This window comes from Kitasatospora sp. NPDC059812 (assembly GCF_042732075.1).
Lineage (GTDB): Bacteria > Actinomycetota > Actinomycetes > Streptomycetales > Streptomycetaceae > Kitasatospora.
The window spans coordinates 94,283-108,670 of record NZ_JBHWIO010000014.1 but is presented as its reverse complement, the minus strand read 5'-3'; the positions used below and the strand labels follow the sequence as shown (position 1 = coordinate 108,670).

Here is a 14,388-nt window from a genome sequence, read left to right as displayed (position 1 = left end):
CCCGTTCGGCGATCCGGCGGAGCCCTGTGCCACAAACTGACGCTGCGTCATTTCACTCTCCACGCACTGCTTTTATCGACACCTGAAGGACCCTCCATGTCCAAGATCCTGACCACGGAGTCCGGCGCCCCGGTCGCCGACAACCAGAACTCGGCCTCGGCCGGCGAGTACGGCCCGCTGCTGATCCAGGACCAGCAGCTGCTGGAGAAGCTGGCCCGCTTCAACCGCGAGCGCATCCCGGAGCGCGTCGTGCACGCCCGCGGCTCCGGCGCGTACGGCTACTTCGAGGTCACCGACGAGGTGTCGCAGTACACCCGCGCGGACTTCCTCGCCGAGGTCGGCAAGCGCACCGAGGTCTTCCTGCGGTTCTCCACCGTGGCCGGCAACCTGGGCTCCAGCGACGCGGTGCGCGACCCGCGCGGCTTCGCGCTGAAGTTCTACACCGCGCAGGGCAATTACGACCTGGTCGGCAACAACACCCCGGTGTTCTTCATCAAGGACCCGCTCAAGTTCCCCGACTTCATCCACTCGCAGAAGCGCGACCCGTACACCGGCGTGCAGGAGGCGGACAACGTCTGGGACTTCTGGGCCCACTCGCCCGCCTCGACCCACCAGATCACCTGGCTGTTCGGCGACCGCGGCATCCCGGCCTCCTACCGCCACATGAACGGCTACGGCTCGCACACCTACCAGTGGGTCAGCGCCGAGGGCGACGCCTACTGGGTCAAGTACCACTTCAAGACCAACCAGGGCATCCGCTCGCTGGACGGCGACCAGTCCGCCGAGGTGCTCGGTGCCGACGCCGACTCGCACCAGCGCGACCTGCACCAGGCCATCGAGCGCGGCGTGTTCCCGTCCTGGACCCTCTACGTCCAGCTGATGCCGGTGGCCGAGGCCGCGGACTACCGCTTCAACCCGTTCGACCTCACCAAGGTGTGGCCGCACGCCGACTACCCGCTGGTCAAGGTCGGCCGCCTGGTGCTCAACAGGAACCCGGAGAACGTCTTCGCCGACGTCGAGCAGTCCGCGTTCTCGCCGAACAACTTCGTGCCCGGCATCGGCCCCTCCCCGGACAAGATGCTCCAGGGCCGCCTGTTCGCCTACGCCGACGCCCAGCGCTACCGCCTCGGCGTCAACCACACCCAGCTGCCGGTGAACGCCCCGCGCGCCACCGAGGCGGACAACTACGGCCGCGACGGCCTCCACGCCGTCAACAAGTCCGGCCGCGGCAAGAACTACGAGCCCAACTCGTACGACGGCCCCGCCCAGACCGACACCGCGCTCGCCGCGCCGGTCCGGCTGGACGGCTACACGGGCACCTACACCACGCCGGCCCACACCAAGGACGACGACTTCTTCCAGGCCGGCGAACTGTACCGGCTGATGTCCGCGGGCGAGAGGACCCGGCTGATCGACAACATCGCGGGCTTCCTCGCTCAGGTGAGCCGCGACGACGTGGTCGAGAAGAACCTCGCCCACTTCCACGCCGCGGACGAGGAGTACGGCGCCCGCCTGGAGGCGGCCGTCGCCAAGCTGCGGGCGGGCGACGAGGGCTGAGCCACCTCGCTATGGCGTGCCACGTGCAACGAGGGCTGGGCCACCCCGTCGTGGCGCGCCTCGCGTGACGCCCCGCTGACCGACTGACCCGCCCCCACCGGCCGCCGGGGCCCCGCAACCCGGCGGCCGCGGGACGGCCTCCTCTCCCCGGGCAGTGGGGGAGGGGCCCGTCGTGCTGTCCTCCACTACCGTTCCTCCAGGCGATCGGTGGGTGCTCCACGGAATGTTCACGGATATTCACGGACGGCAGTCGCCGGGCCCGCCGGGTCGATAGGCTGGAGGGCGCCCGCGGTCGCTCCGTGGGGGGACATCGGAAGGGGACGACATGTCGACACCAGCCCCGGGTCGCCACGCCGCGCTGGACCAGGGCCTCGCCGGCCCGTTCACCTCCCTGCAGCACGCCCTCAGACTGCTGGAGGCCGTCGACCGGCACCCTGACGGTGCCACCCTGGTCGCCCTCGCGCGGGAGACCTCGCTCGGCCTGCCGACCGTCCGGCAGCTCGCCGAGATCCTGGAGATCGAGGGCTACCTCCAGTGCCAGGACGGCGGTTGGGTGCTCGGCGGTACCTTCGCCCTGCTCGGCCAGCACAACCGGGAGCAGCTGGTGAAGGCCCGACTGAACCGCAAACTCGCCGAGCTGCGCGACGAGTTGGGTGCGGCAGTGTACTTCACCCGCTACCACGACGGCGAGTTGTCGGTGGAGGCGGTGTCCGCGGCCGAGTACGCTCCGGCCGTGCAGGAGTGGGTGGACTTCCGGGCCACCGCGCACGCCAGCGCGATCGGCAAGTGCCTGCTCGGCCAGCTCGACGCGGACGCCCGCTGGGACCACCTCTCCCGCCACCCGGTGGCCCGGCTCACCTCCCGGACCGTCACCGACGCCGACCAGCTGATGCACCGGCTGGAGCGGCAGCCGGCCACCGTGCCGGTGCTGGACATCCAGGAGTACGCGCTCGGCACGGTGTGCGCGGCCGTCCCGATCACGGCGGGCAGCACGGTCGGCTGCCTGGCCACGTCGATGCCGGTGGACAACGTGCACAAGCTGAAGGCCGCCGCCGAACTGCTGGCGGCCAGGGCGGCGCCGCTGATGCTGGCAATGGCGGTCTGACGGCCGGTCGCTCCCGTGGGCCCCGCCGGATCCGAGTGATCCGGCGGGGCTCGCGTGTTTGTCCGCGGGCGTGTTGGTTCACAGACATGACGGTTCGCAGGCGTGTTCGTTCACGGGTGCGTCCGTTCGCAAGCGTTTCCGGTGACGGCCCCGGAGTGCGTCACTTATTAGACTCGATGTCGATAAGAGTCGCCGAACCCCTTGTCCCGGCCGCTACCCGCGAGTACGTTTCCCTGAGTCGAGCCGCCGCCCCGAGGTCAGGAGGGCCTGCCGTGCCCCGCTCAACCCCCGTACCCGCCCTTGCCGTCCCCGCCGCGCGCGTCCACGACAGCCTCGTCCTCGAACCCCGGGACGTCCGCTTCGACTGGGACCGGCTGCCGCTGCACTGGATTCCTGACGAGCCGATGGCCACCCACGTCATCAACGTGCTGCACCTGCTGCTGCCCGAGGGTGAGCGCTGGTTCGTCAAGGTCTTCAAGGAGGCGCTGCCGCTCATCCGCGACGAGCAACTGCGCGAGGAGGTCCTCGGGTTCATCGGCCAGGAGGCCATCCACGCCGAGGCGCACCAGGAGGTCCTCGACCACCTGCTCGGCCAGGGGCTCGACCCGCGTCCGTACGTCCGGCAGATCGCCTGGCTGTTCCAGCGCGTCCTCGGTGACAAGCCCGGGCTCAGCCCCGCGCGGCGACGCGAGAACCTCATCGAGCGGGTCGCCTTCGTGGCGGCGATCGAGCACTTCACCGCCTTCCTCGGCAACTGGGCGCTCAACTCCCCTGGCCTGGACCGCGCCAAGGCCGACCCGACGATGCTCGACCTGCTGCGCTGGCACGGCGCCGAGGAGGTCGAACACCGCAGTGTCGCCTTCGACCTGATGGTCCACCTCGACCCCGGCTACCTGCGCAGGGTCCGCGGCATGGCGGTCTCCGGGCCGCTGCTGTTCCACCTCTGGGTGCGCGGCGCCCGCTTCCTGCTCGCCGCCGACCCCACCCTCGGTGGACGGCTCAAGCCCACCTGGCGCGAGGCCGGCAAGATCGCGAGGCGCGGCCTGCTGCCCGACCCGGTCCGGTCGATCCGCTCCGGCCTGCGCTACCTGCGGCCCGGCTACCACCCCACCCAGGAGGGCTCCTCCAGCCAGGCCCTCGGCTACCTCGCCGCCTCCCCGGCCGCCCGCGCGGCGGCAGGGGGCCACTGACAGAGTTCAGGCGACAGATTTCAGATAACAGATAACAGAAAACGTTATCTGTTATCTGAAATCTGAACTCTGAAACCTGTCACCCGCCGCCCGCGCCCCCTCCCAGACGCCAAGGACCGCCGGATGGACCTGCTCAACCCGCCCCCCGACCTCTACGGCCGCCCCCGCGCCGACGCGTTCATGCGCCGGCTCACCGCCTTCGGCGACCGCTACACCCCGGCCCTCGGCAGCCCCCTGCTGCGCCGCAACCCCCGCCGCCCGCTCAGCCGCCCCACCCCGCCGCTCCAGCTGGTCGTCGCCGCCCGCCGCCAACTCGCCTCCGACGTCGTCGAATTGCGACTCGCCGACCCCTCCGGCGGCCCGCTCCCCGGCTGGCAGCCCGGCGCCCACCTGCGCCTCGCCCTGCCCTCCGGCCGCGAACGCCACTACTCGCTCTGCGGCGACCCCGCCGACCGCGCCGCCTACCGGATCGCCATACGGCGACTGCCCGAGGGCGGCGGCGGCTCCGTCGAGATCCACGACACCCTGCACTCCGGTAGCCGCCTCACCGCCCGCCGCCCGCGCAACGGCTTCGCCTTCTGCGCCGAGCCCGCCGTCCTGCTGCTCGCCGGCGGCATCGGCATCACCCCGCTGCTCCCGATGGCCCGCGAGGCGCAGCGGCACGGCCTGGACTGGCGCCTGGTGCACGTCGGCCGCAGCGCCGACACCCTCCCGTACGCGGACGAGCTGCGCGCCCTCGACCCGTGCCGGGTGGTGCTGCGCACCGACGACGAGCACGGCGTGCCGACCGGCGCCGACCTGCTCGCCCACGCCCCGCACGGCGCCGCCGTCTACTGCTGCGGCCCGGCCCCGATGCTCACCGCCGTGCAGCGCGCCCTGGACGAATCCCCCTCCACCGCCCTGCACTTCGAGCGCTTCGGCGCCGCCCCGATCATCGGCGGCGAGCCCTTCGCCCTGCGCCTGGGCGTCGACGGCCCGGCGCTGGACGTCCCCGCCGACCGCTCCGCCCTGGACGTGCTGCGCGAAGCCCGCCCCGACCTCCCGTACTCCTGCCACCAGGGCTTCTGCGGCACCTGCGAGGTCCGCCTGCTGGCCGGTACGCCCGAGCACCGGGACCGCCGGCTCACCCCCGAGCAGCGTGCCGCCGGCGCCGTGCTGCCCTGCGTCTCCCGGGCCGCCGAGGGCGAGACCCTGGTGCTCGACCTGTAGCGTGCTCGACCTGTAGAAGGAGCCCCGATGGCGAACCCCCCGACCTTCCCCTACGACGAGCGCGACCTCGCCCGCTTCCGCGAGACCCAGCAACTCGCCTACGACTGCGCCGAACAGGTCGCCGCCTGGATCGAACCGGGCGTCACCGAGCGCCAGGCCACCGCCGAACTGCGCCGCCGCCTGGTCGCCGCCGGGGTGCAGGACTTCTTCCACGTCCCGTTCGCCTGGTTCGGCGACCGCACGGCCTTCCGGCACTTCCACACCCCGCTCCAGTTCTTCGCCGGCAACCGCCGCCTGGAGGAGGGCATGCCGTACGTCCTGGACTGCGCGCCCATCGTCGACGGCTACACCGCCGACATCGGCTACGGCGGCAAGGTCGGTGAGAACCGGGTCTGGGACCGCCTGGCCGCCGACCTCCAGGTGTACCGCGAGCTGATCCTCGCCGAGGTGCGCGCCCGCCGTCCGCTCAACGAGGTGTACGCGGCCGTGGACGCGCAGATCGCCGCGCACGGCTACGATAACCGCCACCAGGTCTACCCGGGCCGGGTGATCGGCCATCAGGTCACCCGCACCACCGTGCGCGGCCCGGCCGGGGTCAACGTCCTCGGCTTCGGCGTGCGCACCCTGCAGACCCTCGGGCGCGAGCTGATCTCCGAGCGCCTGCAAGGCCGTTCACCGCTCTGGGCGGACGGCCGGTCGTCCCGGCACGCGCCCACCCCGGGCCTGTGGGCGGTCGAGCCGCACATCGGCTTCCGCGGCGTGGGCATCAAGTTCGAGGAACTGCTGGTGGTCACCGAGGACGACGCCCACTGGCTCGACGACGACCTGCCGCACGTCCGCCGCTGGACGGCGGGCGCCGCCCACGACGTTGCCCTGGAGGCCGCCCGATGACCACCCCCGCCGCAGACGCCCCGAAGGCCGCAGCTGCCCCGAAGGCGCCGGCCGCCCCGCCCGTGCGCCGCCGCACCGTGCGCTCCGACGGCCTCCCGCTCGCCGTCTTCGAAGAGGGCGACCCGGCCGCCCCCACCGTCCTCCTGGTGCACGGCTACCCGGACACCCACGCGGTCTGGGACGACGTCGCCGCCGACCTCGCCCGCGACCACCACGTGGTCCGCTACGACGTGCGCGGCGCCGGCGAGTCCGGAGTACCCGCCACCCGGGACGGCTACCGGCTGGAGCACCTGGCCGCCGACCTGTTCGCGGTCGCCGACGCCGTCAGCCCCGACCGCCCGGTGCACGTGGTCGCCCACGACTGGGGCTCGCTGCAGTCCTGGGAGGCCGTCACCGAGCCCGGCTCCGAGCGGCGGATCGCCTCGTACACCACCATGTCCGGCCCCTGCCTGGACCACATGGGGTACTGGCTGCGCCACCGGATGCGCCGGCCCACCCCGCGCCACCTGCGCCAACTCCTCCACCAGGGCCTGCACTCCTGGTACATCACGGCCTTCCACCTGCCCTTCCTCGCCCCCGGCGTGTGGCGCCTGGGCCTGGCCCGGGCCTGGCCGCGGGTGCTGCGCGACCTGGAGCAGGTCACCCCGCGGCCCGACCACCCGCAGCCCGGCCTGCGCCGCGACGCCGTCCGCGGCATCGAGCTGTACCGGGCCAACTTCCGCCCCACGCTGCGCAGTCCGCGCGAGCGGCCGACGCAGGTGCCGGTCCAGCTGATCACCCTCACCCGGGACCGCTACGTCGCCCCGTTCCTCTCCGAGGGGCTGGAACGCTGGGTGCCCGAGCTGACCCGACGGACGCTGCACGCCGGCCACTGGTCGGCGCTGCTGGAGAAGGGAGCCACCGTGGCCGAGATGGTCCGCGAGTTCACCACCCGCATCGAGACCGGGGCCGCCGAGCCGGCCCGGGAGCAGGGCGACGGCCGGCTGGTCGTCGTCACCGGCGGCGGCAGCGGCATCGGCCGGGCCACCGCGCTCGCCTTCGCCGAGGACGGCGCCCGCGTCGTGGTCTGCGACCTCGACCTCGCCGCCGCCCAGCGCACCGCCGAACTCGCCTCGCTGCTCGGCCCGCAGGCACACGCCTACCGGGTGGACGTCGCCGACGGCGCTGCGGTGGACGCCTTCGCCCAGGCGGTCGCGGAGGAGCACGGGGTGCCCGACGTGGTGGTCAACAACGCCGGCATCGGCCACTCCGGGACGTTCCTGCAGACCACCGAGAAGGAGTGGCAGCGCGTCCTGGACGTCAACCTCTGGGGCGTCATCCACGGCTGCCGCGCCTTCGGCACGCTGATGGCCGACCGCGGCCGCGGCGGCCACCTGGTCAACGTCTCCTCGGCCGCCGCCTACCTGCCGTCCAAGGCGCTCACCGCGTACGCGACCAGCAAGGCCGCGGTGTTCATGCTCTCGGACTGCCTGCGCGCCGAACTCGCCGGGCACGGCATCGGCGTCTCCACCATCTGCCCGGGCATCGTCAACACCAACATCACCCGCACCTCCACCTTCTCCGCGACCACCGCCGACCAGCAGGCCGCCAAGCAGGCCCGCGCCGCCAGGCTCTACGCCCGCCGCGGCTTCCCCCCGGAGAAGGTCGCCACCGCCATCCTCACCGCCGTCCGCACCGGCAAGCCGGTCGTCCCCGTCACCCCCGAGGCCAAGGCCGCCCGCTTCCTCTCCCGCCTCAGCCCCGGCCTCCTGCGCCTGGCAGCCCGCCTCAACGTCACCTGAGCGGCCCCTGCGGGCCTGCGGTATCGGCAACACTTGCTCCCGTATATCGCAGGCCCGCTTCGCTCCGGGAGGTCGACCCGAGGGCCCCGTCGGGCCTGTGAGAGCATCGAGGCCCATGGAGATGACAACGGCTCTGTGGTCCTTCGCCCTCGTCGTGGGGCTGCTCACGCTCACACCCGGGCTCGATACCGCGCTGGTGCTGCGCACGTCCGCGCTCGGGCGGCGGCGTCAGGCGTGGGGGGTGGTGCTGGGGATCCAGACCGGGACGCTGGTCTGGGGGACGCTGACCTCGGCCGGGGTGACGGCGCTGCTGACCGCCTCGCAGGTGGCGTACGAGGTGCTGCGCTGGGGCGGGGCCGCGTACCTGGTGTGGATGGGCGTCGGCATGCTGCGCAGCCGGGGCGGGGAGACGGCGGCCGAGGAGGAGCCGGTCGAGGGCGGCTTCGGGTACGGCTGGCGGCGCGGCACGCTGACCAATCTGCTGAACCCCAAGGTCGGGGTGTTCTACGTGGCCGTGCTGCCGCAGTTCATCCCCGCCGGGGCCCCGCACTTCGCCGCCGGGGTGGCGCTCACCTGCGTCCACGTGGTGGAGGGCGTGCTGTGGTCGGCCGTCCTGGTCGGCTTCGCCCAGGCGCTGCGCGGCTGGTTGCGTCGCCCGGCCGCCCGGAGGCTGATGGACCGGGTGACCGGCGCGGTGGTGGTGGGCTTCGGCGTGAAGCTGGCGCTGAGCGACTGACCGATTGCTTGAGAGGGCGTTTGGCGAGGCGTCGAGACCGACAATCCGCAGCGGTCGTCCGCGTTCCACCGAAACGGCGAAACTCCAGCCTCAAGTGACCTGGCCCGCTTGGAAACCTTCCGGGCACTGCAGCGGACGGGAATGCTCCGGTCCACTTCGCATGGCGGCGGTCGGGTGGTTGGTCCTGGTCTGCCCGACCGAGTCGCGAAGGCCGAGCCTACCCCGAACCCGATGGCGGACACATGTCCGCGGGTGAGCGTCTTTTCACGACTCCCGCTTGGAGTTGAGCATCTCGTCGAACTTCAAATTCGCGATCCAGCGGCGTCCGGGTCTCACAGAACCCGGTCGTCGGCGTATCCGCAGGTCACTGCTGGCCCGTCGGGCAGGCCGCTGGCACTACGGCGACGGCAGGTTGACCAGTTGGTGGCTCACGTGTATGCAGCGGACGCCCATGTTCGTACCGCGCGTGATCTAAATTTCTGGCGCGATTGGGACGTTACGTGAGGGGGTTGGCCGACAGCGGTCTGACGGCGGGATGCGGGTGAGGCCGAGAGCGGGTCGAGCTGCGGGCGGCCTCAGGCAGGTCGGTTATGGTGGGTGGGCCCAGACGCTGACGACGGAACGATCTGGCTATCTCTACGGGGTGCTACTGCGGTGCGCGCGTTCGATCTTAAGCGGTGGGCACGGCATGTAGAAACAAAGGAGCCTAACGGCACCTCGTCACCGACAAGATCCTGGACAATCCTAGCGGCTTGCGGGGCAGTGGTGTCACTGGCGGTGTTCGCCGTCGTACGTCACTTCCACGGGGCGACCATGGTCGACATGCTCGTTTACCGAGCCGAGGGCGCCGCAGTCGTCCATGGCGAGGATCTGTACGCGATGCGAGTGCCCGGGTGGGACCTGCCGGCCACCTACCCGCCCTTCGCCGCGATGCTCTTCGTGCCGAGCACCTGGTTCGACGTGAGCACGCTGAGGGTTCTGGTGATGCTCCTCAACCTCGCCCTGCTCGCCCTGGCCGTGTACCTTTCCCTCCGCCTGATCGGGTGGCCCCGCGCGCGCCACCGTTCAGCCGCCATCCTTCTCGCGACGGGCCTCAGCGTCTGGCTGGAGCCGGTGTACACCACCTTCCAGTACGGCCAGGTCAACCTAGGCATCCTCTGTCTGGTTCTGTGGGACCTGACCCGCCCGGACCGGAGCCGGTTCAAGGGCGTGGGCATCGGTCTGGCCACCGCCATCAAGATCACTCCGGGCCTGTTCGCCGTATACCTGCTCCTCACCGGACGCATCAGAGCCGCTCTGGTCTCAGGAGGCACATTCCTGGCGGCCGGCCTGATCGGCTGGCTTGTGCTGCCCGACGCCTCCTTCGGCTTCTGGACCAACTACCTCTGGGACCCTAGCCGGGTAGGCGTCACGGTCCTCATGGACAACCAGTCGCTCCGGGGCGCCGTCTGCCGACTCCTCGACGTCAACGACCCGGGCCTCGTCGGGCTCGCCGCTTCCGCTCTCGTCGGGACGCTCGGCCTCGCGGTGGCCGTCCTGGCCGGGCGCTCTGTACGGGTGCTGCGCCGGGCCGACGCCTGGGGCGCCGTCTGCACCGCGTTCACCGCGCTGCTGATCTCGCCGATCAGCTGGACCCACCACTGGGTGTGGTGCATCCCTCTCATTGCGTTGCTGGCTGTGGAGGCCAGGACAACAGCGCGACGGGTGCTGCTCGGCATCACGCTGGCGGTGTTCCTCTCCCACGCCATGTGGATACCGCCCCACCGATGGGGACGCGACGTCGCCTGGTACTGGCAACTGCCCGGCTCGATCTACCCGCCTCTGGGCGTCGCCGTTCTTGTCGTCGTGGGGCTGCGCCTGTATCGCGCGTGGCGTCCGGTCGGCAACGGGTCCGGAGAAACCCAAGGCCTCCCGGCCGGCAGGACCGATCATGATGCCGCGCTGACGAATCAGGTCTGACGTGACCACTCGGACAGAAGCCGCACTGCCGCCGCTTGCCGCCGCGTCGGGTGACGGGAAGCCCTCCTCGACCATCGGTCTCACGCCCGCCCAGCGCACCGCGATACTCAGCGTCCTCTGCTTCACCGTCATGTGCGCTATCGGCATGCAGGGATGGGCGTCCGTATCGCTTGGTGGCTTCGATCTCGGCATCTTCGACCAGGGCGTGCGCGGATACGCACACTTCGGGCTGCCCGTCTCGTCGTTGAAGAGCTACCACCACGAGTTCCCGCCGGGCTTCTCTCTGCTGGGCGACCATTTCTCCCCGATCCTGGCTCTGCTCGCACCGCTGTACTGGATCTGGGACGACCCCCGCTCGCTCATCATTGGTCAGGCTCTGCTCTTCGCAGCCGGAGTGCCGCTGATCCGACGGATCACCTCCCACTGCTTCGCCGCCGCAGAGCCGAGGACCGCCCGGCGTGTCGCCGACCTCGCCGGTCTCGTCTACGCGCTGGGGTGGCCGCTGCTGGTCGCCTCCCGGGTCGGATTCCACGAGGTCGCCTTCGCCGTACCCCTCACCTTGCTGATGCTGGAGCGCGGCCTCGCGCGGAAGTTCGGCACGGTGGTGCTCGCAGCCGTCCTTCTGTGCTGCACCAAGGAAGACCTTGGCCTCATGGTGGGGGCGTACGGCCTGGTACTGCTGCTGCGTGCACGCGGTTCAGAGGACCGTGCCGGTCGATTCACGGGTATCGGTCTACTGGTGGGCGGACCGCTCGCATCAGCGGTGGCGATCAAGTGGCTGATCCCGGGGATGGGCGGCGAACCGGGCTACTACTGGAACTACGGTTCGCTCGGCCCCGACGCCGGTAGTGCACTTCGGAACGTGCTGAGTGACCCGCTGCTGCTGGTGCAGGCGGCCTTCGACCAGCCCCTCAAGCCGCTGCTGCTGCTCTGGCTCTTCGGCACGATGTGCCTGCTGCCGCTGCGGTCGGCGACGGTGCTGTGCGCGCTTCCGCTACTGGCCGAGCGGATCCTGTCCAACAACCCCAACCACTGGTCGATCGCCCGCCACTACGACTCCATGCTCTGGCCGATCATGCTCACGGCCACCATCGAGGTCCTGGGCAGGCTGACCACCAGCGGGCGGACTGCCCGACGGGCTCGTACCCTGGGCCTGGCCACGGCGGGCTGCATGCTGGTCGCAGCTGTACCGATCGGGCTGCTGCACCTCGCAGTGCCGTCATATTGGCAGCCCAAGCCGAGCGAGGCCGCCCTCGTGCGGGCAGCCTCGCTCATTCCTGATGGCGCGTCGGTCGAGGCGGACAACCAGATCGCGCCGCAGCTGACCGCCAGGACGGACGTGGTGCTGGTGGACGAGACACCACGTGGACGCGAGTACGTGCTCACCAGGTCCAACAAGCGGTCGTTCCCCTTTGCCACGGACCGGCAGCAGGCCGACCGGATACAGCTGTTGCTCGACCACGGGTACCGGCAGGTCTGGGCCGAGGACGGAGTGGTGCTTCTCCATCGGGAAGGCGCCGAGCCCGTCCCCGGGGAGCACGTACCGGGCCCGGGCAGCAAGCCGGTTCAGGACAAGGTCCCGTCCGATGTGGGACACAACCTGTTCCGCGGCTGACTGCTTGTGTGCTGGTGCGAGGTCCCTCAGACGGCCCGGAAGTAGATCAGTTCGCCGGCCTCGCCGGGCGCAGCGCCTTCGCTGGGTAGGAAGAGTGCCACCAGGATGGCGTTGCGTCCGTCGGGGAGCCGCAGCGAGGTGATTGAGGGGTTGGCGAAGGCAACACTGCCGCCCGCTGTGGTGATGGCAGTGGTGTCCGCGTTCAGGGTGGTGTAGTCGTAGAGGAATATCCGCCAGGTCCGGAAGTCGTTCTTGGCGTACTGCCCTTCGACCATGGCGTATGGGAAGCCTTTGTAGTCGACGGTGTCGCGGTCGCCGATGTTGCCTTTGACGCCCCAGTACAGCATCGCGTCGTCGAAGGTGCGCTCGACCGTGGCGGACCAGTTGGAGAAGTTGGTCAGCTGCGCCTTCATCTGCCGGTCGACGTCGCAGTTGGCGAAGTAGTGGCCGCCGATGATGATCGTTGAGTGGTCGATGTCCGGGGACAGGCGGACGGCGTAGATGTTCGGCGTACCCTCGGCGCACCTGGACAGTGTGCGCGGAGCGTCGAACGATCGGGCTGCGGAGCCGGCCAAGAGCTGGCCGAGGGTGGGGTAGTACCTCACGGCAATGTGATTGCTCGGGTCCTGCTCCCACGCCATCACAAAGCCGCCGTCGGAAATCTGCGTGATGGTGGGCTGAGAGCTGCCCTCACCGAAGTCGTGGGCGAGGGTCCAGTTCAGCAGATCGGTCGAAGTGGCGAGAGCCGCATGGAAACGACCATCCGCCAGCATCGTGTGGTAGACCGCCAGGTAGATCCCGGATGAATCCTGGATGATCTTCGCCGCGTCCATGGAGCGGTCGGCGCTGTCCTTTGCCTGATACCGGACACCGGTGGCGCTGGTGACGCCCTCAATGATTCTGCGAAGTTCACCACGTGCGCCATCGGAGGGTGCCGGCCCATCCGGAGGAGTCGCCACTGCGGGCGGCGTGACAAAGAGTCCAAGCGCCAGCAGCAGTGCGGCCGCGACAACAGTAAAGAAGTTTCCTCCGATGTCAAAACTATTCTTCCGGGTGAAGATTGCAGCTTTCATGCGATGAGGATAGTGCAAACGCAAGTTTCGTTGGCAGTTTTCGAAATATTTCACTATGGGAGCGAATGGTTCCGATTATGTGGCTCGATGGTTAGGAAATGGCAAATGGGTACCATATTGTTGGACGTGTCCGTTCTGTCGGTGATCGACTGATTTCAGGTTGACGCTTCAAGCCAATCGGTACGGACTGGCCGAATCGATCGATGCCCCGTGCTGACGTGCGGTTATGGACCGGCTTCCGCGACCTGTGGGCGCCAAAGGGGCCCCGCGATCTTGGCTGATTCGGGCGGGGGGATGGAAATAGCCCTTGCGGTTGGAACTTGCGAATCATAGTTTTTGTGACCGGTCCGGCTGGGTCAAGAGAATGCCGGAAAGGGAGGGGAGATTTTGTGAAGATGAAACGAATGGCGGCGGTTGCGGCTTCTACTGCCGTCCTGAGTGCGGGCATGGTCTTCGCGTCATCCGCAGCAGAAGCGGCAACGGAGTGCCAGAGCGTCTACGCGAACGGATCGCTCTGCATCTCGTCGAACAACGACGGGTACAACGCCGTGTATACCAAGTGGTCGGGTGATCCGGCTTACGTCGACTTCGCCCTGATCTGTGGCACGCAGAACTTCTACGACCAGGGCGCGTTCTGGATCAGCGCCGGGGAAATGAAGACGTACTTCTTTGCAGTCGGGCGCCGGTCGGACGGCTGCCGCGTCAAGCTGACTGACGTCAACAACGGTGGCACCTGGCAGACTCCGAGGATCTGAGGCAATAAATATCCGGCGGCCTCGGCCGCCAACCAGGGAGGGGAATTTCAGTGAGGACGATGAAGCGGCTGGCAGCAGTTGCAGCTTCCGCCGCAGTTCTGACCGCCGGCATGTCGTTCGCGTCATCCACTGCGGAGGCAGCGGGATGGTGTAGCTCGGTCGGCTCGGCCGGGTCCTTCTGTATTACGGGCAACGGCGACGGATACAACGTGGTCTATTCCAAGTGGAGCGGAAACCCCGCCTACGTGGACTTCAACCTGGTATGCGGAAGCGACCGGTACGGTGATGACGGTGCGTTCTGGATCAGCGCCGGCCAGTCGAGGTCGTACTACTTCGCGGTCGGAGACAGGGGCCGCTGCCACGGCCAGCTGATCGACCGTAACAACGGCGGCGTCTGGAACACCCCCGACGTTGGATAGGGCCTGCGTGATGCTGTGATCGGTCACGGGGGTTGGGGGGGCCCGGCTAGGCGCGGGGGCCCGCGTGTGCTGTTTGGTCGTCGCACTATATGTTGTTT

Annotated in this window: 12 protein-coding genes; 11 read left to right on the top strand and 1 reads right to left on the bottom strand. The window is 69.5% G+C overall.

What is annotated here, in order from left to right; translation table 11 throughout:
- Positions 1–96: 96 nt before the first annotated feature.
- From ACFV6D_RS10515 to ACFV6D_RS10475, 9 genes are all read left to right on the top strand, one after another.
- The gene (locus ACFV6D_RS10515; protein ID WP_063350012.1) at positions 97–1,557 is read left to right on the top strand and encodes a catalase; all 1,461 of its coding nucleotides are present in this window, start codon (positions 97–99) and stop codon (positions 1,555–1,557) included.
- 325 nt (positions 1,558–1,882) lie between these two features.
- The gene (locus ACFV6D_RS10510) at positions 1,883–2,662 is read left to right on the top strand and encodes an IclR family transcriptional regulator (protein WP_063350013.1); all 780 of its coding nucleotides are present in this window, start codon (positions 1,883–1,885) and stop codon (positions 2,660–2,662) included.
- Between the two features lie 272 nt (positions 2,663–2,934).
- The gene (locus ACFV6D_RS10505; RefSeq protein ID WP_380559200.1) at positions 2,935–3,852 is read left to right on the top strand and encodes a metal-dependent hydrolase; all 918 of its coding nucleotides are present in this window, start codon (positions 2,935–2,937) and stop codon (positions 3,850–3,852) included.
- A 123-nt stretch (positions 3,853–3,975) separates the two neighbouring features.
- Positions 3,976–5,061 carry a PDR/VanB family oxidoreductase gene (locus ACFV6D_RS10500; protein WP_380559198.1) on the top strand — a complete coding sequence of 362 codons (1,086 nt, stop codon included), beginning with the start codon at positions 3,976–3,978 and terminating at the stop codon, positions 5,059–5,061.
- 27 nt (positions 5,062–5,088) lie between these two features.
- On the top strand, positions 5,089–5,952 hold the full coding sequence (locus tag ACFV6D_RS10495; protein WP_380559196.1) for a M24 family metallopeptidase: 864 nt from the start codon (positions 5,089–5,091) through the stop codon (positions 5,950–5,952).
- Entirely contained in the window at positions 5,949–7,733 is a 1,785-nt protein-coding gene (locus tag ACFV6D_RS10490; protein WP_380559194.1) for an SDR family oxidoreductase, read from the top strand. The genes ACFV6D_RS10495 and ACFV6D_RS10490 overlap by 4 nt, the downstream gene beginning before the upstream one ends.
- Positions 7,734–7,848: 115 nt before the next feature.
- A complete protein-coding gene (locus ACFV6D_RS10485; RefSeq protein ID WP_380423613.1) occupies positions 7,849–8,469 on the top strand; it encodes a LysE family translocator in 621 nt (206 codons plus the stop codon).
- 813 nt (positions 8,470–9,282) lie between these two features.
- Positions 9,283–10,428 carry a glycosyltransferase 87 family protein gene (locus tag ACFV6D_RS10480; RefSeq protein WP_380559192.1) on the top strand — a complete coding sequence of 382 codons (1,146 nt, stop codon included), beginning with the start codon at positions 9,283–9,285 and terminating at the stop codon, positions 10,426–10,428.
- A 1-nt stretch (position 10,429) separates the two neighbouring features.
- On the top strand, positions 10,430–12,043 hold the full coding sequence (locus ACFV6D_RS10475; RefSeq protein ID WP_380559190.1) for a DUF2079 domain-containing protein: 1,614 nt from the start codon (positions 10,430–10,432) through the stop codon (positions 12,041–12,043).
- 26 nt (positions 12,044–12,069) lie between these two features.
- Here the strand turns inward: ACFV6D_RS10475 and ACFV6D_RS10470 are convergent, their stop codons facing one another.
- The gene (locus ACFV6D_RS10470; RefSeq protein ID WP_380559188.1) at positions 12,070–13,116 is read right to left on the bottom strand and encodes a hypothetical protein; all 1,047 of its coding nucleotides are present in this window, start codon (positions 13,114–13,116) and stop codon (positions 12,070–12,072) included.
- 389 nt (positions 13,117–13,505) lie between these two features.
- Between ACFV6D_RS10470 and ACFV6D_RS10465 the strand changes: the two genes are divergently transcribed.
- Positions 13,506–13,871: a hypothetical protein gene (locus ACFV6D_RS10465; RefSeq protein WP_380559186.1), complete on the top strand. Its 366-nt coding sequence runs from the start codon at positions 13,506–13,508 to the stop codon at positions 13,869–13,871.
- Positions 13,872–13,930: 59 nt separating this feature from the next.
- The gene (locus ACFV6D_RS10460; protein ID WP_380559184.1) at positions 13,931–14,290 is read left to right on the top strand and encodes a hypothetical protein; all 360 of its coding nucleotides are present in this window, start codon (positions 13,931–13,933) and stop codon (positions 14,288–14,290) included.
- Positions 14,291–14,388: the final 98 nt, after the last annotated feature.

Bases quoted from the DNA above. Each gene is read 5' to 3' on its own strand.
- ACFV6D_RS10515 (WP_063350012.1), top strand. From the start codon at position 97: ATGTCCAAGATCCTGACCACGGAGTCCGGCGCCCCGGTCGCCGACAAC.
- ACFV6D_RS10510 (WP_063350013.1), top strand. From the start codon at position 1,883: ATGTCGACACCAGCCCCGGGTCGCCACGCCGCGCTGGACCAGGGCCTC.
- ACFV6D_RS10500 (WP_380559198.1), top strand. From the start codon at position 3,976: ATGGACCTGCTCAACCCGCCCCCCGACCTCTACGGCCGCCCCCGCGCC.
- ACFV6D_RS10495 (WP_380559196.1), top strand. From the start codon at position 5,089: ATGGCGAACCCCCCGACCTTCCCCTACGACGAGCGCGACCTCGCCCGC.
- ACFV6D_RS10490 (WP_380559194.1), top strand. From the start codon at position 5,949: ATGACCACCCCCGCCGCAGACGCCCCGAAGGCCGCAGCTGCCCCGAAG.
- ACFV6D_RS10485 (WP_380423613.1), top strand. From the start codon at position 7,849: ATGGAGATGACAACGGCTCTGTGGTCCTTCGCCCTCGTCGTGGGGCTG.
- ACFV6D_RS10480 (WP_380559192.1), top strand. From the start codon at position 9,283: ATGGTCGACATGCTCGTTTACCGAGCCGAGGGCGCCGCAGTCGTCCAT.
- ACFV6D_RS10470 (WP_380559188.1), bottom strand. From the start codon at position 13,116: ATGAAAGCTGCAATCTTCACCCGGAAGAATAGTTTTGACATCGGAGGA.
- ACFV6D_RS10460 (WP_380559184.1), top strand. From the start codon at position 13,931: ATGAAGCGGCTGGCAGCAGTTGCAGCTTCCGCCGCAGTTCTGACCGCC.